We start from the raw sequence: 19,471 nt of genomic DNA on the forward strand, positions 1-19,471 counted from the left end.
CCTCAAGCCCCGGCCGCGGCTGCCGCCAGCGCCACCCGGTGGGTGGCGCCGGACTCCCGCACCGCCGCCATCGCGGGCAGGCCCGGCGCGGACGAGGGATCGAAGTAGTCGGCCTCGTCGCGCCACTGGCCCGCCGGCAGGTCCCGCACTTCCACGCGAAAGCCCTCGGCCCGGTTGCCGCGCAGCTCCGGCACCGCCTGCAACAGGCGGCGCGTGTAGGGATGCGTGGGCCGGTCGAACACTTCGTCGCGCGTGCCCTCTTCGACGATATGGCCGCGCAGCATCACCACCACGCGGTCGGCGATCTGTTCGACCACGCCCAGGTCATGCGAAATCAGCAGGCAGGCAAAGCCATGCGAGCGCTGCAGCGACATCAAGGTCTCCAGCACCTGCTTCTGCACGGTGACATCCAGCGCCGACACCGGCTCGTCCGCGATGATGACCTCGGGCCGCAGCACCAGCGCCCGCGCGATGGCGACGCGCTGGCGCTGGCCGCCGGACAGCTCGTGCGCATAGCGCTCCGCGTAGCCCTCGCCCAGGCCCACGTCCCGCAAGGCCTCGGCCACGCGCTGGCGGCGGAGTTCCGCCGTCATGCCGGCTTCCAGCCGCAGGCCCTCACCCACCAGGTCGCCGATGGTCATGCGCGGATCCAGCGATGAATAGGGATCCTGGAACACCATCTGCACCCGCCGGCGCGCCGCCTGCCAGGACAGTCCCGAGCCGCCCGCGGGCAAGGCCTGGCCGTCCAGTTCGATGCGCCCCCGAGCCTGCGGTACCAGCCCCAGAATAGACATCATGACCGTGGTCTTGCCGCTGCCCGATTCGCCCACGATGGCCAGCGTTTCCCCCGGTGCCAGCGCGAACGTCGCGCGGTGCACGGCGCGCACCGCGCGCTTGCGGAACCAGCCGTCTCGGACCGAATAATCGATCGCCAGCCCATCCACCCGCAGGATGGGCGGCCCTTCCGCGGCCGGGCGGGCCGGGCCGCGCTTGGGCAGCGCGTCCAGCAGGCTGAGCGTGTACGGATCCGCCGGCCGCGACAGGACCTCGGCCACCGGGCCGGTCTCGACCGCCCGGCCGCGGCACATGACCAGCACGCGCTGCGTGTACGCGGCCACCAGGGCCAGGTTGTGGCTGATGAAGATCAGCGCCGTGCCCTGCTCGCGCGTCAGCTCGCACATCAGGTCCAGCACTTCCTTCTGCACCACGCAGTCCAGCGCGGTGGTGGGTTCGTCCGCGATCAGGAGGCGCGGCTTGAGCAGCATCACCCCCGCCAGCAGGATGCGTTGCCGCATGCCGCCGGAGAATTCATGCGGGTAGCGCTTCATGCAATCCTGCGCGTCGCGCACGCGCACCCGCTCCAGCATCCGGACGGCCTCGTCCCAGGCATCGCGGCGCGCCATGCCACGGCGCAGCACCAGCGCCTCGATCAGTTGCTCGCCCACGCGGAACGCCGGGTTCAACGACACCATCGGCTCCTGGAACACCATGCCGAGGCCGGTGCCGCGCATCGCCAGCCACTCGCGCGGCGCCTGCCGCAGCAGGTCCTGGCCTTCGAACAGCGCCTGTCCACCGCTGATGCGGGCCGAATCGGGCAACAGGCCCAGCAGAGTCTTGCCGATCAGCGTCTTGCCGCTGCCGGACTCCCCAACGATGGACAGGGATTCGCCGGCGTGCAGATCGAACGACACCCGGTTCACCACCGGCGCGGCGTCGCGCTTGCCGGGAAAGCGGATTTCCAGATCGCGTACGGACAGCAAGGGTTGCGCTGCGCTCATGCCATCACCCCCCGCATGCGCGGATCCAGCAGATCGCGCACCGCATCGCCCAGCAGATTGATGCCCAGCAGGCTCAACGAAATCATGGCGCCCGGGAATACCGCCAACCAGATGGCCTGGTCCATGGCGTTGCGGCTCTCGGACAGCATGCCGCCCCAGGTGGCCAGCGGCGGCGGCACGCCCAGGCCAAGAAAGCTCAGCGCGCTTTCCGCCAGCAGGGCGGAACCGAAGATCGAGGTCGCGAAGATGAGCAACGGCGGCAGGCAATTGGGCAGCACATGGCGGCATACCGTCCACAGGCCGCCATGCCCGGTGGCGCGCGAGGCGATGACGAAATCGCGCTGGCGCAGGGACAGCGCGGCGCCGCGCGCGATGCGCGACACCGACGGCGAATACGCCAGGCCCAGCGCCAACACCACGCCCCATTTGGACGGGCCCAGCACGGTCATGATGCCCAGCGCGAGCAAGAGGCCGGGAAACGCCATCAGCGATTCCACCAGCACCATGATGCCGCGGTCGACCCAGCCGCCCGCATAGCCCGCCGTGACGCCTATCGTGGTGCCCAGGAGCAACGCCAACAGCACGGAGAAAACGCTCACCGCCACGCTGACTCCCGCCCCCGCCATCAGCCGCGACAGCACGTCGCGGCCGAACTCGTCGGTGCCCAGCCAATACTCCGCGGACGGCGGCGCAAAGCGCGCCAGCAGGTCGCCTTCCAGCGGGTCGTGCGGCGTGTACACCAGCCCGACCAGGGCCAGCAGCACGACGCCCCCGACCAGTGCGCCGCCCAGGACGGCATTGGTATGTTTCAAGCCCATGATGATCCTATTGAAGCTTCACGCGCGGGTCGAACAGCGGATACAGCAGGTCCACCACCAGGTTGACCGCCACGTACAGGAGCGCAATGAACAGCAGGCAGCCCTGCACCACCGGGTAGTCCCGCGCATAGATGCTTTCCACCAGCAGGCGGCCGATGCCCGGCAGCGTGAACACGGTCTCGATCACCGCGGCGCCCGACAGCAGATGGCCCAGCATCAGGCCGATCACCGTCAGGGTGGGACCGAACGAGTTGGGCAGCACGTGGCGCAGCATGACGCGTTTTTCCGGCAGGCCCTTGGCGCGCGCATGCGCCACGTATTCCAGCCGCAGCGTCTCGATGGTGCTGGCCCGCATCATGCGCGTGATCGCGGCGATCTCCGTCAGCACGATGGCGCATACCGGCAGCACCAGGTAGCGCGCCGCGCCCAATCCGCCCTGGGCGATGGATTCAAAGCCATACACGGGCAGCCAGTTCAGCTTCACGCCGAACAACCAGATCAGGAGAATGCCGACCCAGAAGCTGGGCATGGACACGAACAGGATAGCCGTCGATACGATGGCGGTGTCGGCGCGGCGGTTCTGGCGCCAGGCGGCCACCATGCCGGCAGGCACCGCCACCAGGCAGGCCAGCAGCGTGGCGGTCAGCACCACCTGGGCCGTTACCGCGAAATGCGTCAGCACCAGGTGCATCACGGGCTCGCGCCGCGCGATGGACATACCGAGGTCGCCCTGCAGCGCATTCCCCACCCAGATCAGGAACTGTTCGCCGACCGGGCGGTCCAGTCCCAGCGCATGGCGCATTTCCGCCAGCAGCGCCGGGTTGTCGATGTCGCCCAGCATCAGCGAAGCCGGATCCCCTGGGATCGCGCGTATCAGCGCGAACACGAGCACCGTGACTACGATCACGGTGGGCACCGACGCCGCGATGCGCTTGAGTAGATAGCCCAGCACGGCGCCTCAGTTCTTGGTCACGTTGAAGAAACGCGGCTTGCGCAGCGGCCAGCCGGTAAAGCCTTGCAGCTTGCTGGAGACGACCACATAGCCGGGCTTGTTGTAGTACATCAGCAGCGGCGTGTCGCGCAGCATCAGGGCGTGCAGCTTGTCGAATGCCTGCTTGCGCACGGCAGGATCGGACTCGGCTTCTATGCCTTCCAGGATGGCCGCGGCCTCGGGGCTTTCCCACTGGGCCATGGGGGTCCTGGACTTGTCGCCGATCACGTCGCGGAACATCAGCGCCGGCTCGGTGCGCGCGGAATAGGCAAATGCCATCAGCTGGAACTTGCCTTCGCGGAAGTTGGTCACCTGGGTGCCCCATTCCAGCATGTCCAGCTCGGCCTTGATGCCGGCCTTGCCCAGCAGCTGCTGCGTCACCACCGCGACGCGGTACAGGTAGGGGTAGCGCTTGTTGGCCTGCAGCTTCAGGGGCTCGCCGCGGTAGCCGGCGGCATCGAGCAGGCGCTTGACCTCTTTCAGGTTCTTCTCGTAACCGGCGCGGTCGGCTTCGGAGTAATAGACGCTGGCCGCCGGCACCAGGGACGGGTTATAGCCCGCCTGGCCGTTGTTCAGGGCCCGGGCGATGCCAGGAAAATCCAGCGCCAGCGCGATGGCGCGGCGCATGTTCACGTCCGACAGCAAGGGCGCGCGCGTCTGCATCAGCAGGTTGACGGTGTCCAGGCCCTGCTCGGTGACGATGTTCCAGCGCGGGTCCTTGGCCGGCAGATTGTCTTCGTCGGCGTTGTAGGCATCGACCTGTCCCGCCATGAGCGCCGCCTTCTGCGCGGCCGCGTCCGGAATCACGACAAAGCGCACATTGGCCTGCGCAACCTTCCTGCCGGCCATGCCGCTGGGCGCTTCCTCGCGCGGCTTATAGCCAGCGTACGGCGTCAGCAGCAGGTACTGTTCCTTCTTCCATTCCGCAAGGGTGTAGGGACCGGTGCCTATGGGCTTGGCCCACTTGCCTTCGGCGTCGACGCTCTTGGCGCTCAGGACCGGCATCGGGCACTGGACGCTGGCCATCTGGTCCAGGAACAGCGCATAGGGCTGCTCCAGCCTGAACACCACGGTGGCCGGATCTGGCGTCTCCACCGCCACGACCTTGGCGCCCTTGCTGCCGTCGTAGAGGTTCTTGCAGGAATACTCCGACTGGGCGCCATTGAGATAGTCGTAGGTCCATTTGACGTCGGCCGAACTCATGGGCGTGCCGTCGTGGAAGGTCACGCCCTGGCGCAGCTTGAAGGTGTAGGCGCGCTTGTCGTCGGACAGCGTCCAACTGTCCGCCAGCATGGGGGCCACGCTCATGTCGGCGCGCAGCGCCACCAGGGACTCCACCACGTGCGCCAGCACATTGTCGGTGGAGGTATTGCGCGACCGTCCGCCGGGCAGCGTGGTCGGCGTGCCCGACCCTTCGGCGTAGCGGATTTCCGGAATGGCGGCCTGCGCCCAGGCCGTGCCGGGCAGGCCGGCCAGGGCACCGGCCAGCGCGGCGGACAACAGCAGCGCGCTCTTGACGCGCGAACCATGCGAATTCATAGGGATCACTCCAGGTGCGGCGCTTGCCGCATAGGGGTCTGAGGGCCAGCTCAGAAGAGCCGGTACTCCGCGAAGTTGCGTCCTTCGTAGGGCTTGCGTGCGATCCACATCACGCCGCTGGCAGGCTCCATCAAGGTGGTGGCCACCGTGGCGGAGATGCTGTCGAAGCTGGCCGGCTTGGGTGAACGCAGCACGCCGTCCGGCGCGGCGAAGTCGTCGGCCAGGATGCGCTTGACCGCATCCCAATCGATGCCGCCGGCCGCGCGCGCCAGCATGTCCTGCACGCGGCGCTGGCGGTAGATCGAATCCGGATTGGCTGCCAGGCCTTTATCGAACAGCTTGGCGCGCGCGGGCGGGCTGATCCAGTGATTGGCATGGACCAGCAGGCCGTCCTCGGGCGTGATCCAGAAGATCTCGTCGGGCGAGCATTCCAGGTCGACCGCCTCGCCCTGCGCCTGCGCCAGCATCAGGTTGTTGGAGCAGAAGCGCCGTGACGCCCACAGCACTTTCATGGCGTTGCAGATGTTGGAGGCTTCCAGCATCTTGCGGCGCACCAGCACCAGCGGCACTTCGGCGGGACGCTGGTAGTCGTGCTCGCAGGACAGGAAATTGCCGGACAGCGACACGCCCGCGCTGTTGAAGCCGTGGCGCGCCAGGCTGCCCGCCTCCGTGAACACCAGCAGGTCGGGGCCGTCTTCGCGGCGCATGCGCAGCACGATGCCGGTGTCGGCGCACTCCTCGCGCCAATCCCAGTTGTGAGCATGCATGAGCTTGCCGCCGGCCGCGGCCTCGGGCAGCACGACCAGGCCGGTGCAACCATCGTCCAGGCCCTTGCGGGCACGGCCCAGCTCGGCATGGCCGAACATCATTTCGGTGCGGCAGTTGATGACCACCACGTCCTCCAGCGCCTGGCCCGATCCATCGGCGATGCCGCGCAGCTCTTCCAGGTAGGCCGCGTCATAGTCGCCCACCACCGGCACCATGGCGGCAGCCAGCGCCCTCAGGCGGTCCGCGGCGACGCCGCGCCGCTCCAGCTGCCCGCGGTAGAGGGCCACGCTGCGCGCCACGCGCTCGGGGACGGCGGCGCCATGCTGGCGGCCGCGTTCATAAGGGCTGCCCTGTACGTCGACCAGGGGGAAAGGGGTAGGCAAAGTCACGGCTCAAGACTCCAGAGCGAGATTCATGGACGAGCAAATTTTGTACTAATATATAAAAAAGTTCAATACAAGGGTTTCCCCGGAGCCATGCCTGAGGCGTCCGTGCCCGAGGCTCTCCGGTACCATTCCGACTCCGTCGCCCTTCGCGCCCATCCCTCATGTCCAACGCCGCCCCCGTCCGCCCCACTCCGCTGCAAGTCGACCTGGCGCGCCACATCGCGGAAGACATCGTGGCCCGGCGCCATGCGCCCGGCGACCACCTGTCGGAGGAAGCGCTGGCGGCGAGCTACGAGGTATCGCGCACGCCCGTGCGCGGCGCGCTCAGGCTGCTGGCCGCGCAGGGCCTCATCACGCACCGCCCCAACAGCGGCTACACGGTGGCGGCCCACGCCGCCGCGGCGCCTCCCGCCATCGAGGGCGCCGGCCCCACGCAGGACGAGCTGTACCGGCGCCTGATCGATGACCGCGCCGCGCGCGAGCTGCCGGAAACCTTCACCGAACGCGACCTGCAGCAGCGCTATCCGGCGCCGCGCAGCGTGCTGGCCAAGACCTTGTTGCAGCTGTCCGCGGACGGCCTGATCGAGAAGCGCAAGGGACATGGCTGGCAATTTGCGCCGTCGCTGGAGAACCGCGACGCGCTCAACGAGAGCTACCGGTTCCGCATGACCATCGAGTGCGCCGGCCTGCTGGAACCCACGTTCCACCTGGACCGCGAGGCACTGGCCCACATGCGCGCCGCGCATGAAGCGCTGGCCGCGCGCAGCGACGCCGACATTTCGGCCACCGAGTTCTTCAACCTCAATGCCTCGTTCCACGAGATGCTGGCCCGCTTCTCCGGCAACCGCTACATCCTGCAGGCGGTGCAGCAGCAGAACCAGCTGCGCCGGCTGGAAGAGCATGCCGCGTTCTACCGCGACGCGCGCTTCATCAACTCCAGCAGCGAACACCTGCAGATCATCGACGCCCTCGAGGCCGGCGACCAGGAATGGGCTTCGCAGCTCATGCGGCGCCACTTGAAGACGTCGCTGCAGGTGTCCTAGGGAAAGACCCACTCCCTACCCGCTGCGCCCCCCCCCCCCTCAAGGGGGCGACCTGTTTGTGTGAACGACGCCTCTCTTCGTCGCAGCAGGTGCCGCGACCGGCGCCTGATACTCCGCCGCTCTTTCATTGGCCGGCCAGCATGCCGGAGCGTTCCGGGCCGAACAGACTACGTTCCAGCGATCGGCTGCTCCGGAAGTAGCCGGCTCGGCTATATTGTATTTATTATTTGATTAATACAAAATAGAGGGCCCGAATCCCTACACAGCCGGATATCCCATGCCCTCCTCAGCGCCTCCCCCCACCCCCGCCATCAACGCCGAAGCCTATTGGATGCCCTTCACCGCGAACCGCCGCTACAAGCGCGCGCCCGTGCTGTTCAGCGCGGCCGAGGGCATGCACTACATCCGGCCGGACGGGCGCCGCGTGCTGGACGGCATTGCAGGCTTGTGGTGCGTGAACGCCGGGCACCGCCGCCCTGAAATCGTCGATGCCATCGCCCGCACCGCCCACGAACTGGACTACGCGCCGTCGTTCCAGATGAGCCACCCCCTGGCCTTCGAGCTGGCCGAGTCCTTGCGCCAGGAAGCGCCCGCCGGGTTCTCCAATGTGTTTTTCTCGAACTCCGGATCCGAAGCGGTGGATACCGCGCTGAAGATCGCGCTGGGCTATCACCGCGCGCGTGGACAGGGCCAGCGGGTGCGCCTGATCGGACGCGAGCGCTCGTACCACGGAGTGGGGTTCGGTGGCCTGTCGGTGTCGGGCATCGCCGGCCACCGCAAGCCTTTCGGCAATCTGCTGCCCTACGTGGACCACCTGCCGCACACCTATGACCGCAGCCAGATGGCCTACACGCGGGGCCAGCCGGATTGGGGCGCCCACCTGGCCGACACGCTGGAGCGCATCATCGCGCTGCATGACGCCTCCACCATCGCGGCCGTCATCGTCGAACCCGTGGCGGGCTCCACCGGCGTGCTGGTGCCGCCCAAGGGCTACCTGCAGAAGCTGCGCCAGATCTGCGACGCGCATGGCATCCTGCTGATCTTCGACGAAGTGATCTGCGCCTTCGGCCGCATCGACGGCGCCTTCGCGTCATCGCACTTCGGCGTCACGCCTGACATCATCACCAGCGCCAAGGGACTGACCAACGGCGCCATCCCCATGGGCGCCACGCTGGTGCAGCAGCACGTCTACGACGCCTTCATGCAGGGACCGGACAGCGCCATCGAACTGTCCCACGGCTACACCTATTCCGGCCATCCGGTGGCCTGCGCCGCCGGCCTGGCGACCTTGGACATCTGCCGCCGCGAGGGCCTGTTCCAGCGCAGCCGCGAGCTGTGGCGCTATTGGGAGGACGCGGCGCACAGCCTGAAAGGACTGCCGCACGTGGTGGACATCCGCAACATCGGCCTGCTGGCCGCCATCGAGCTGGAGCCCCTGGACGGCAAGCCCGGCCAGCGGGCCTATGCCGTCCATCAGGCCTGCCTGGAACGCGGCTGCCTGATACGTTCAGCGGGCGACACCATGCTGTTGTCGCCCCCGCTCATCATCGAGCGCGCGCAGATCGACGAATTGTTCTCGGTATTGTCGGACGTGCTGCGCGCCGACGCCTGAGCGCCAGCCCTGCTTATGCCAGGTGCCGCGCCACCGCCTGGACCACCTGCCGCACGTCCGCGGCGGACACGTCCAGGTGCGTGACCAGGCGCGTCGGGCCGCCATAGACGGCCCGCATCTGGATGCCGTCGCCGGCCAGCCGGGCGGTGAGATCCTCGCAACACGCGGGCTCGAACTCGGCGAACACCATGTTGGTGTCCTGGCTCAACACCTTTACGCCCACAATGCCGTGCAGCCCCTCGGCCAGCAGCCGGGCGTTTTCGTGGTCTTCGGCCAGGCGCTCCACGTTGTGCTCCAGCGCATACAGGCAGGCCGCGGCCAGCACGCCGGCCTGGCGCAGGCCGCCGCCCAGCATCTTGCGCCAGCGGCGGGCGCGGGCGATCAGCTCGGCGCTGCCCACCAGCACCGAACCCACCGGCGCGCCCAGGCCTTTCGAAAAGCAGATGGACACCGAATCGAAGGGCTGGCACAGGTCCGCCACGGGCTTGCCGCTGGCCACGGCCGCATTGAACACGCGGGCGCCGTCCAGATGCGTGGCCAGCCCGTGCTGGCGCGCCCAGGCGGTGGCGGCCTGCATGTAAGCGGCGGGAATCAGCTTGCCGTGGAAGGTGTTCTCCAGCGCCAGCAGGCGGGTGCGGGCAAAGTGGGGATCGCCTTCGGGCTTGAGCGCCGCAGCCAGCTTTTCCAGCGGCAGCGAGCCGTCCGCCGCGTGCTCGACGGGCTGCGGCTGGATGCTGCCCAGCACGGCCGCGCCGCCCCCTTCGTACTTGTAGGTATGCGCGAGCTGGCCCACCAGATATTCATCGCCGCGATCGCAGTGGGCCATCAGCGCGCCCAGGTTGCTTTGCGTACCGGACGGAAAGAACAGGCCGGCCGCCTTGCCCGCGCGCTCGGCAACCGCCTCCTGCAGACGGATCACGGTCGGGTCGTCGCCCATCACGTCATCGCCCAGGGGCGCGGATACCATGGCCTGCAGCATGGCTGCGGATGGCCGGGTGACTGTGTCGCTACGCAGATCGATCATGGAAAGTCCCAGGATAGGAAAAGGAATTCGGAAAGCGCTTATTCCGCGCGCGCCGCCGGCGCCGCGCGGCTCACCACCCAGATGCCGGCCAGGATCAGCACCATGCCGCCCAGCTCGGCCGCGGTAGGCTGCTCGGACAACAGCGCCCAGGCGAACAGCATCGCCACGACCGGCACGCCCAGGCTGGACAGGCCCGCGATCGACGCCGGCACCAGGCGCACCACCAGCAACCACAGCAGCCAGCCCGCGGCCGTCGCGATCAGCACGATGTAGGTCATGCCGGCCCAGAGCTGCCAGCCCCAAATTGCAGGCATCTGCGGCACCAGAAAGGCGACCGGCGTCATGACCAGCCCGCCCAGCAGCATCTGCCAGGCCGTGAAAGTCATCACATCGGGCGCGTGGCGCTCAAACATGCGCTTGGACAGCACGGTACCCACGCCCCAGCACAGGCCGCTGCCCAACCCCAGCAGCACGGGACGGATATCGCCCAGGCCGTTCCAGGGTTCGACGAAGCAGACCAGGCCGATGGCGGCCAGCCCGATGCCCAACCCATGGCGCGCGGTGGGGCGCTCGCCCAGCAGCCCCCACGCGAACAGGATTACCCAGAACGGCATCGTGTAGGCCATGAGCGAGACCTTGCCCACGCCGCCCGACACCAGCGCCGTCTGCACGAAACCCTGGAATCCGGCCGTCTGCGTCAGGCCGATCAGCAAGGTCAGCTTCCAGGGCGGCATCGCCAGCGGACGCCGCATCGCGATGGCCAGCGCGAACAGCACCAGGCCGCCGGAAACGTAGCGCAGCGCCACGAAGTCGAACGGGCCGATGTAGGGGACGATCAGTTTCATCGCGATCCAGCTGCCCGCCCAGACCAGGATGGTGCTGAGCATCAGGACTAGCCCTGCACGATCGAAACTGCTGCGGCTCACTGGCACGGCTCCGTAGGAAAGAATTCTGGACGCGAAAAAGCAAATACGCCCGTACCGGCGGTTCCGATACGGGCGTATGACATTATGCGCCTGCCTGGCCGCCGCTGGCGGTCACAGGCAGGCCGTTCCCGTCCATCAAATGGACAAGACCGATTACAGCGGCTTGGCCAGCTGCTCCAGGATGGCCGGGTTCTCCAGCGTGGAAACGTCCTGCGTGATTTCGTCGCCCTTGGCGACCACGCGCAACAGGCGGCGCATGATCTTGCCCGAGCGCGTCTTGGGCAGGTTGTCGCCGAAGCGGATGTCCTTGGGCTTGGCGATGGGGCCGATTTCCTTGGCCACCCAGTCACGCAGCACCTTGGCGATGGCTTGCGCCTCGTCGCCTTCGGGACGCGAGCGCTTGAGCACCACGAAAGCGACCACGGCTTCGCCGGTGGTGTCGTCCGGACGGCCCACCACGGCGGCTTCCGCCACCAGCTCGTGCGCCACCAGGGCCGACTCGACCTCCATCGTGCCCAGGCGGTGGCCCGACACGTTCAGCACGTCGTCGATGCGGCCCATGATCCAGAAATAGCCGTCCGCATCGCGCTGCGCGCCGTCGCCGGCCAGGTAGTAGCCGCGCAGTTCGGGCGGGAAGTAGCTCTTCTTGAAACGCTCCGGGTCGCCCCAGATGTTGCGGATCATGGCGGGCCACGGACGCTTGATGACCAGGAAGCCGCCATTGCCCTGCTCCACATCGCCACCGGTCTCATCGACGATGGCGGCGGCGATGCCCGGCAGCGGCAAGGTGCAAGAGCCCGGCTTGGTCGGCGTGGCGCCCGGCAGCGGCGTGATCATGTGGCCGCCGGTCTCGGTCTGCCACCAGGTGTCCACGATGGGGCAGCGCTCGCGGCCGATATTCTTGTGGTACCACATCCAGGCTTCGGGATTGATGGGCTCGCCCACCGTGCCGATGATGCGCAGGCTATCCAGGTCGTAGTTCTTCGGATGCGCTTCGGGCGCGGCTTCGGCGGCCTTGATCAGCGAACGGATTGCGGTGGGCGCGGTGTAGAAGGTGGTGACCTTGTGGCGCGCGATCATGTCCCAGAAGCGGCCGGCGTTAGGATAGGTCGGCACGCCTTCGAACACGATCTGCGTCAGGCCGGCGGCCAGCGGGCCATAGGTGATGTAGGTGTGGCCGGTGACCCAGCCCACGTCGGCCGTGCACCAGTACACGTCGTCCTTGCGCGCGTCGAAGGTCCACTTCACCGTCAGCAGCGCCCACAGCAGATAGCCCGCCGAGGAATGCTGCACGCCCTTGGGCTTGCCGGTGGAACCGGAGGTGTAGAGGATGAAGAGCGGATGTTCGGCGTTGACCGGCACGGGCTCGCAGGTGTCGGGCTGGCCGGCTTCGACGTCGTGCATCCAGAGGTCGCGGCCTTCGTTCCATTGCACCTTGCCACCGGTGCGGCGGTACACGATGACCTTGGTCACGGCCTCGCAGCCGCCCATGGTGAAGGCTTCTTCCACGGCGGGCTTGAGCGGAATGGTCTTGCCGCCGCGCACTTGCTCGTCGGCCGTGATGACCAGGGACGCGCCCACGTCCATGATGCGCTCCTGCAGGCTCTTGGCCGAGAAGCCGCCGAACACCACCGAGTGCGTCACGCCCAGGCGCGCGCAGGCCTGCATGGCCACCACGGCTTCGATCGACATGGGCATGTAGATGATGGCGCGGTCGCCCTTCTTGTAGCCCAATGCGGTCAGGCCGTTGGCGAAGCGGCAGACGCGCGCCAGCAGTTCACGGTAGCTGACCTTGTTGACCTTGCCGTCGTCGGTTTCAAAGATGATGGCGGTCTTGTCGGCGTTGCCGTTGGTCAGGTGCACGTCCAGACAGTTGGCCGACACGTTGAGTTCGCCGTCGCCGAACCAGCGGTAGAACGGCGCGTCCGATTCGTCCAGGACCTGCGTGAACGGCTTGGTCCACTGCAGATTGTCGCGCGCCTGCCCGGCCCAGAATCCGTCGAAATCGTTCTCGACCTGCGCGCACAGCGCGTTGTAGGCCTCCATGCTGGGAATCGCGGCGCCTTCTGCTGCGCGCTCGGGCGGCGGGAACACCCGGGTTTCCACCAGTACGGACTCAATAGCGTTCGACATGATTTTTGTCTCCAATCGGTAATTCTGTTGTTAGTGCCGCTTGTTCATTACCCAACCGCAACCGTATCGCCACGCTCTTACGGGCACCTTACGCAAAATGCGGGCCGGAGCCCGCGGCGCAAGGCCGGCGCCGGGCAATCAAGGCGTGCCGCCGCTTGTCGCAAAACGGCGTCACCGGACAGTCCATAAGGATAGCAGCCGGCGCGGCCTGCGCGAATCGCGCGCCTCAAGCGGCGCGCCGCGCCAGCCCGCGCTTCACGTCCACGCGCGACAAAAGGATGAGGCCGCCCACGAAGAACAGGCCTGTCACCAGGATCGCCAGCCGGTGGTTGCCGTGCGTGACCCAGGTCACCAGGCCGTAGGTGAGCGGACCGATCACCGCGGCCAGCTGCACCGCGAAGGTCCACAGCGAGTAGAACTCGGCCAGCCGGCCGGCGGGAGCCAGCGCGCCGGTCATGGCGCGCCCCGCGCTCTGCGTGGTGCCCATGCACAGTCCGGCCAGCGTGGCGGCGACCCAGAACACGGGCGCGGTCACGGCGGCGTAGGCCACCAGCACCATCACGATCCAGCCGCACAGCGTCAGGGCCAGCGCCGGCTTGTGGCCGATGCGGTCCTGCACGTAGCCGAAGGAGAACGCGCCGGCCGCCGCGCCGATGTTCACGGTGAACACCAGCAGCATGATCTGCGGCGTGGTGAAGCCCATGACCTCCGAGGCATAGACCGCGGCCAGCGTGATCACCACCGAGATCCCCGCCTGGTAGCAGGCGATGCACATCAGCAGCCGGCGAAATTCCGGAAAGTGCTGACCGGTTTCGCGCCAGGCATAGGCCAGGCGCTTGAGCATGTGCAGCGCCTGTTGCTTGCCGGCCTGCGGCCTGGCGCGTTCACGCAGCAGGAAAAAGGACGGCAGCGCCGCCAGCGCGAACACCACGCACGTCACGACGATGACCCAGGGCACGAAATGCTCGGCGGTTTCGCCGCGCGCCTCGGCCAGCGTCACCACGACCAGCGACAGGCCCAGCGTGAGCATGCCGCCGCAATAGCCAAAGCTCCAGCCCCAGCCCGACACGCGCCCCAGCGCGGAGGGCCGCGCGAGTTCCGGCAGGAAGGCCGCGACCACGGACTCGCCGACGCAATAGCAGTAGTTGGAAATGACGATGGCGGCCAAGGCCAGCCACACGTCGCCGGGCCCTGCCTGCGTCAGCACCAGCGTGGCGGCCACGCAGCCCACCGTGCTCGTAAAGAGCAGGCGGCGCTTGCTGGCGTGTGCGTCCGCGCGCGCGCCCAGCGTGGGCATGGTCAGCATGATGAGCAGGTAGGACAGCGACAGCGCCGCGGTCCAGGCCAGCGTGGCCCACGGGGCGCGCCCGCCAACCACGCCGACGAAATAAGTGCTGAACACCGCCGTGAGGATCACGGTGGTGTAGCCGGAATTGGCGAAGTCATACATGGCCCAGGCCCAGACTTCGCGTTTGGCCACGCCGGGATTCAGGGGGCCGTCGCCCCCCGCTCCAGCGTTCTGCGCGGAAACGCCGGCAGGCGCTTCCGACGGCTCGCCGTGGCTCATAGGCCCAGGGCGGCGATGCCAGCCTGCGCGATCAGCGCGTCTTCGGTCGACTTCACGCCCGACACGCCGACGGCGCCGACGACATGGCCATTCGCCACGATGGGCACGCCGCCTTCCAGCATGCCTTCGAGGAGCGGCGCCGACAGGAACGAATAACGCCCGTTATTGATGATCTCTTCGTAGATCCGCGATTCGCGGCAGCCCAGGGCGGCGGTCTTGGCCTTGGCCGGCGCGATATGGGAAGAAATCGGCGCCACGCCATCCAGGCGCAGCATGCCCATCAGATGCCCGCCGTCGTCGACAACGGCGATGGCGACCGCCCATTTGTTCTGCAGGGCGTGTGCTTCGGCCGCGGCCAAGATCTTCTTGACGTCTTCGGCGGTCAGCACGGGTTTGGTATTCATTGCAGCGACTCCTTTATCTGTTCCAGGGCGGTGGGATCTTCTATGGTGGTCAGATCGCCGGGATCGCGTCCTTCGCATACCGCGACGATCGCGCGGCGCAGGACCTTGCCGGAACGGGTCTTGGGCAATGCGCCCACGAACCGGATCCTGGCGGGCCTCGCCACAGCTCCCAACTGCTCTTCCACCAGCCGCATGATATCGCCTTCCAGGCGCTTTGCCCCTTCTTCGGTCTCGGCCCCGGCGGGATTCTTGAGTACGGCGAACGCCATCGCGACCTGGCCCTTGAGCGAGTCCGCCACGCCCACCACCGCGCACTCGGCAATCGCGTTGTGGCTGTTCACGGATTCCTCGATCTCACGCGTACCCAGCCGGTGGCCCGCCACATTGATCACATCGTCCGTGCGGCCCAGGATGAACCAGTAGCCGTCGGCGTCCACCAACCCCCAATCGAAGGTCGAATACACCTGGCGACCGGGAATGGAAGTGAAGTAGGTCTGCACGAAACGCTCGTCGTCGCCCCAGATGGTGGACATGGCGCCAGGCGGCAGCGGCGGCACGATGGCCACCACGCCCTTCTGGTCGGGGCCCAGGTCCTCGCCGGTGGACTCGCTGACGATGCGCGCATCAAAACCATACACCGGGAACGACGGACTGCCGAAGCGCGTCGGGACTTTTTCCACGCCGGGCTGGGCCGACAGGATCGGCCAGCCCGACTCCGTCTGCCAGTAGTTGTCGATGATGGGCTTGCCCAGGCCGCTGGAGATCCATTGCGCCGTGGGTTCGTCCAGCGGTTCGCCCGCCAGGTAGACCGCGCGCAGCGTAGACAGGTCGTGGCGCTTGAGCAGCTCCGGGTCCTGGCGCTTGAGCACGCGCACGGCGGTCGGCGCCGAGAACAGGGTATTCACGCCGAACTGCTCCACCAGCTTCCACAGGATGGCGCCGTCCGGGCGCACTGGCGTGCCTTCGTACAGCACCGTCGCCTGCCCGCCGATCAGCGGGCCGTAGATGATGTAGGAATGGCCCACCACCCAGCCGATGTCGCTGGTGCAGAAGAAGGTGTCGCCGGCGCGCCCGTCGAACAGGTATTCCATGGACGAGGCCAGCGCCACGGCGTAGCCGCCGGTATCTCGCTGCACGCCCTTGGGCTTGCCGGTGGTGCCGGAGGTATAGAGGATGTAGCTGGGCTCCGAGGACTCCAGCCACTCCACCGGCACCCGCGCGCCGCGATGGCGCTGGCGCAAGGCCGCGTAATCCAGGTCACGTCCTGCCACGGGCTCGAACGGCGCCAGGCCGCGGTCGAACACCACCACCGAGGCTGGCGGCGTCTTGGCCAGCGCCAATGCGCGGTCCAGCAGGGGTTTGTAGGGCACGACCTTGCCGCCGCGCGAACCGCCGTCGGTGCAGACCACCACTTTGGGCGCCGCGTCGTCGATGCGCTGGGCCAGGTTGACCGAGGCGAAGCCGCCGAACACCACTGAGTGCACCGCGCCGATCCGCGCGCACGCCAGCATGGTGAACACGGCTTCCGGCACCATGGGCATGTAGAGCAGCACCCGGTCGCCGCGCCCCACCCCAAGCTCCTTGAGCATGGCGGCGGCGGCGTTGACCTCTTCGTAGACTTCCTGGCGGGTGTAGGTACGCTCGCGCTCCACCTCGGTGGACACCCAGATCAGGGCCGGCGCGTCTGCCTGGGTCGGCAGCCAGCGGTCGACGGCGTTGTAGCAGAGATTGGTGCGCCCGCCCGTGAACCATTTGGCGAACGGCGGCCGGGAATAGTCCAGCACGGACTCGAAAGGCGTCTCCCAGTGGATGCGGCCAGCCTCTTCCCGCCAGAACGCGTCGCGGTCATGTGTCGAGCGGTAATGGAAATCCCGGGTTTTTTGCATTTATGTCTCCTGTTATCTTTCCTGGGCCTTAAGGCTGATTGATTTCTTCTCGAATCTTTTGGTCATTCTGGTAGGCAAACCTTGCACGAGGCTTGCCGCAAGTCAAAATGTTCTGCCAAATGTCCACGCTGCATGGACATTAACGCCGGTTTCGTAACGAACTGGACTTAAAAGTTTGGTAGAATCCCCTCGAAGTTGTAGAACAATGTTGATTTTGCTGACATCTCGGCCACATTCACGGCGAATTCCGTGTTTTTTGCCGTTATCTGCGAATCACCCCCAGGCGCATGCATCGACATTCCAACCACGCGAGACTGAATCCTTCCTCCGGCCAAGCAACTCGCGGTCTGCGCTTGCTGGCGTTGGTTGCATGCGTGGTGGGTCTGGCAGGTTGTGCCGCTACAAATCAAAAGTCAACCGCCCATACGTCCGAGATTGATCCCTACGAGACGGAATGGGTCGCCACCTCCGATGATCCCATCGGCGTGCTGGTAAGCCAAAAATTCAAGCGCGAACGCCAGAAGACCCATTCGGGCGTCAACAGCGACAACGCCCTGGTCAGCGAAGCCCTGAACCACCTAGGCATCCGCTACCGCTTCGGCGGCAATTCCCCCGACACCGGATTCGACTGCAGCGGCCTGGTCACGTACACGGCCGAACGTTCGCTGGGCCTGAAGCTGCCCCGCAACGCCGCCGAAATGGCGCAGCAAGGCGTCTCGATCGCCAAGAACGAGCTGAAGGCCGGCGACCTGGTCTTCTTCAATACGCTGGGCCGCCGCTACTCGCACGTGGGCATCTACCTGGGCGACGACCGCTTCGTGCACTCGCCCAGCGCTGGCGGCGTGGTCCGCGTCGAAAACATGACCATGGCCTACTGGTCCAAGCGCTACAACGGCGCGCGCCGGCTGGACAACAGCCTGATGGCGTCCGCCCGCGCCTCCAACTAAGCACCCTGCCAGGATAGCCGCGAGGCCCTGCTCCCAACAAGCAAAACGCCGCCAGACTTTCCAGTCCGGCGGCGTTTTTCATATCTCTTCGCGGCCCTTGGGGCCGCAGGCCATTTCGGCCTCCCCAGTTTTTTGTTTGGCGGCGGCAGACTGCGCCTTCAGTGCACCGATCCAGCCCGCGGGCACAGGCCGCATTGCTGCAGGGCCTGCTGCATGCTGCATACCGAACGCCGACAAGCAACGACGCGGATGCCGCCACGTTGCGCGGCGTTGCGGAAGGTTTTCATGACGTTGTGGCCCAGGAAGTCGGTCAGCAGGATGACCAGCTGAGTGCCCGAGGGCAGTTGCAACGTCTTCTTTTGATGCGAGGGATCACGTCCGCTGATGTGATGCGTGATCGAAATATTGTGTCCTTTGAGCAGATCCGGGATGTTGCCAAGGCGGTCGGCGCCCACTACCACTGCACTTAATCCTGCCGTCATGATGAACCTCACTGGGTCGTTGAGACTGGATGTAATGATAATGATTCCTATTTTTTAGTCAACTCAAATGAGATCAGTTCTTATTTAATTATTTTTATGAGCATATGAAAGGGGATAGCGCGGACCGCGATGCACCCAGAAAAAAGGCGCGCCGCCCTATGGCGCCGCGCCTCTCCTGCCCTCGTGGAACCGGCCGTCCCGGTCCGCTACTTGGGCGCGCCCTGCACCGCCTCGGTCACCACCGCACGAGTCAGCGAAGGCGCCAGCATTTCCAGGAAGGTGTAGACGTAGTCGCGCAGAAACACCCCGGCCTTCACGCCCACGCGAGTCGTATGCGTGCCGAACAGATGGCCCACGGGCATACCCACCAGATTGCCGTCGCGGCGCGGATCGTAGGCCACGCCGGCGATGATGCCGATGCCCAGGCCCACGTCGACGTAGGTCTTGATGACGTCGGCGTCGATGGCTTCCAGCACGATGTCCGGGTGTATGCCCTGGTTGGCAAAAATTTCGTCTATCGTGCTGCGGCCGGTGAAGGCGCGGTCATAGGTCACGATGGGGTATTCCGCCAGTTGCGCCAGCGACAGGCGCTTGGCGGCGCTGGAGGTCAGCTCGGCCAGGGGATGGTCCGGGCGCACCACCACGGTGTGTTCCCAGGCATAAACCGGCAAGGTCGCCAGGCCCGGCGTCAGCGCCAGGGATTCCGTCGCCAGCGCCAGGTCGGCCTGCTCGTGCAGCACCATTTCGGCCAGTTGCGCGGGGCTGCCTTCGGCCAGCGACAGGTGCACCTTGGGGAATTGCTTGCGGAACGCGGGAATGACGCGCGGCAGCAAGTAGCGCGCTTGAGTGTGGGTGCAAGCGATGACGAGGCCACCTTCGTCGCGGCGCGCGAACTCGTCGCTGACCTTCTTCAGGTTGTCCACTTCGCGCATGATGCGGTCGATGACCTGCGACACCGCCAGGCCGGGCTTGGTCAGCCCTTTGATGCGCTTGCCATGCCGTTCGAAGATCTTGATGCCAAGCTCGTCTTCGAACTCGATGATCGCCTTGGAAACCCCTGGTTGGGAGGTATAGAGCATCCGGGCGGCTTCGGTCAGATTGAAGTCGCGCCGGATGGTTTCACGCACAAAACGAAATTGCTGCAGGTTCATGAATTGGCCCCTGATA

General features: G+C 66.6%; 16 protein-coding genes. 3 read left to right on the forward strand and 13 right to left on the reverse strand.

Translation table 11 applies throughout. The features are described from left to right. Positions 1-2 precede the first annotated feature (2 nt). Genes FOC84_RS04640 through FOC84_RS04660 form a run of 5 tightly spaced genes read right to left on the reverse strand, consistent with a single transcriptional unit; the run spans position 3 to position 6,283 of the window. A complete protein-coding gene (locus FOC84_RS04640; RefSeq protein ID WP_173143386.1) occupies positions 3-1,778 on the reverse strand; it encodes a dipeptide ABC transporter ATP-binding protein in 1,776 nt (591 codons plus the stop codon). Beyond that, entirely contained in the window at positions 1,775-2,596 is an 822-nt protein-coding gene (locus FOC84_RS04645; RefSeq protein ID WP_173143387.1) for an ABC transporter permease, read from the reverse strand. Before FOC84_RS04645 ends, FOC84_RS04640 begins: the two co-directional genes overlap by 4 nt. A 7-nt stretch (positions 2,597-2,603) precedes the next feature. Then, positions 2,604-3,548: an ABC transporter permease gene (locus FOC84_RS04650; RefSeq protein WP_088139075.1), complete on the reverse strand. Its 945-nt coding sequence runs from the start codon at positions 3,546-3,548 to the stop codon at positions 2,604-2,606. 6 nt (positions 3,549-3,554) lie between these two features. Then, positions 3,555-5,126: an ABC transporter substrate-binding protein gene (locus FOC84_RS04655; RefSeq protein WP_173143388.1), complete on the reverse strand. Its 1,572-nt coding sequence runs from the start codon at positions 5,124-5,126 to the stop codon at positions 3,555-3,557. Positions 5,127-5,176: 50 nt separating this feature from the next. Beyond that, entirely contained in the window at positions 5,177-6,283 is a 1,107-nt protein-coding gene (locus FOC84_RS04660) for a C45 family autoproteolytic acyltransferase/hydolase (protein WP_173143389.1), read from the reverse strand. Between the two features lie 158 nt (positions 6,284-6,441). Here FOC84_RS04660 and FOC84_RS04665 point away from each other — a divergent pair, with 158 nt between their 5' ends. After that, positions 6,442-7,323, forward strand: coding sequence for a GntR family transcriptional regulator (locus FOC84_RS04665; RefSeq protein ID WP_173143390.1), 882 nt, complete (start codon positions 6,442-6,444; stop codon positions 7,321-7,323). Between the two features lie 277 nt (positions 7,324-7,600). Then, positions 7,601-8,935, forward strand: coding sequence for an aspartate aminotransferase family protein (locus FOC84_RS04670; RefSeq protein ID WP_173143391.1), 1,335 nt, complete (start codon positions 7,601-7,603; stop codon positions 8,933-8,935). A gap of 13 nt (positions 8,936-8,948) precedes the next feature. Here FOC84_RS04670 and ltaE read toward each other — a convergent pair whose 3' ends face one another. The 6 genes from ltaE to FOC84_RS04700 form a co-directional block, all read right to left on the reverse strand. Next, positions 8,949-9,959: a low-specificity L-threonine aldolase gene (ltaE, locus tag FOC84_RS04675; protein WP_173143392.1), complete on the reverse strand. Its 1,011-nt coding sequence runs from the start codon at positions 9,957-9,959 to the stop codon at positions 8,949-8,951. 38 nt (positions 9,960-9,997) lie between these two features. Further along, positions 9,998-10,885, reverse strand: a complete 888-nt coding sequence (locus FOC84_RS04680) for a DMT family transporter (protein ID WP_173143393.1) — start codon at positions 10,883-10,885, stop codon at positions 9,998-10,000. A gap of 153 nt (positions 10,886-11,038) precedes the next feature. Beyond that, positions 11,039-13,018: an acetate--CoA ligase gene (acs, locus tag FOC84_RS04685; RefSeq protein ID WP_173143394.1), complete on the reverse strand. Its 1,980-nt coding sequence runs from the start codon at positions 13,016-13,018 to the stop codon at positions 11,039-11,041. 226 nt (positions 13,019-13,244) lie between these two features. Then, entirely contained in the window at positions 13,245-14,585 is a 1,341-nt protein-coding gene (locus tag FOC84_RS04690; protein ID WP_173143395.1) for an MFS transporter, read from the reverse strand. Continuing rightward, positions 14,582-14,989, reverse strand: coding sequence for a GlcG/HbpS family heme-binding protein (locus tag FOC84_RS04695; RefSeq protein ID WP_173143396.1), 408 nt, complete (start codon positions 14,987-14,989; stop codon positions 14,582-14,584). The genes FOC84_RS04690 and FOC84_RS04695 overlap by 4 nt, the downstream gene beginning before the upstream one ends. Then, positions 14,986-16,875, reverse strand: a complete 1,890-nt coding sequence (locus FOC84_RS04700; protein WP_173143397.1) for a propionate--CoA ligase — start codon at positions 16,873-16,875, stop codon at positions 14,986-14,988. The genes FOC84_RS04695 and FOC84_RS04700 overlap by 4 nt, the downstream gene beginning before the upstream one ends. A gap of 287 nt (positions 16,876-17,162) precedes the next feature. Here FOC84_RS04700 and FOC84_RS04705 point away from each other — a divergent pair, with 287 nt between their 5' ends. Next, complete coding sequence (locus FOC84_RS04705) at positions 17,163-17,822, forward strand: C40 family peptidase (protein WP_059374739.1); 660 nt, start codon at positions 17,163-17,165, stop codon at positions 17,820-17,822. A gap of 158 nt (positions 17,823-17,980) precedes the next feature. Here FOC84_RS04705 and FOC84_RS04710 read toward each other — a convergent pair whose 3' ends face one another. Both FOC84_RS04710 and FOC84_RS04715 read right to left on the reverse strand, forming a co-directional pair. Beyond that, entirely contained in the window at positions 17,981-18,304 is a 324-nt protein-coding gene (locus tag FOC84_RS04710; protein WP_042796837.1) for a DUF2325 domain-containing protein, read from the reverse strand. A 206-nt stretch (positions 18,305-18,510) separates the two neighbouring features. Next, the gene (locus FOC84_RS04715; protein ID WP_173143398.1) at positions 18,511-19,455 is read right to left on the reverse strand and encodes a CysB family HTH-type transcriptional regulator; all 945 of its coding nucleotides are present in this window, start codon (positions 19,453-19,455) and stop codon (positions 18,511-18,513) included. Positions 19,456-19,471 lie beyond the last annotated feature (16 nt).

It is taken from the genome of Achromobacter pestifer (assembly GCF_013267355.1).
Classification (GTDB): domain Bacteria; phylum Pseudomonadota; class Gammaproteobacteria; order Burkholderiales; family Burkholderiaceae_B; genus Achromobacter; species Achromobacter pestifer_A.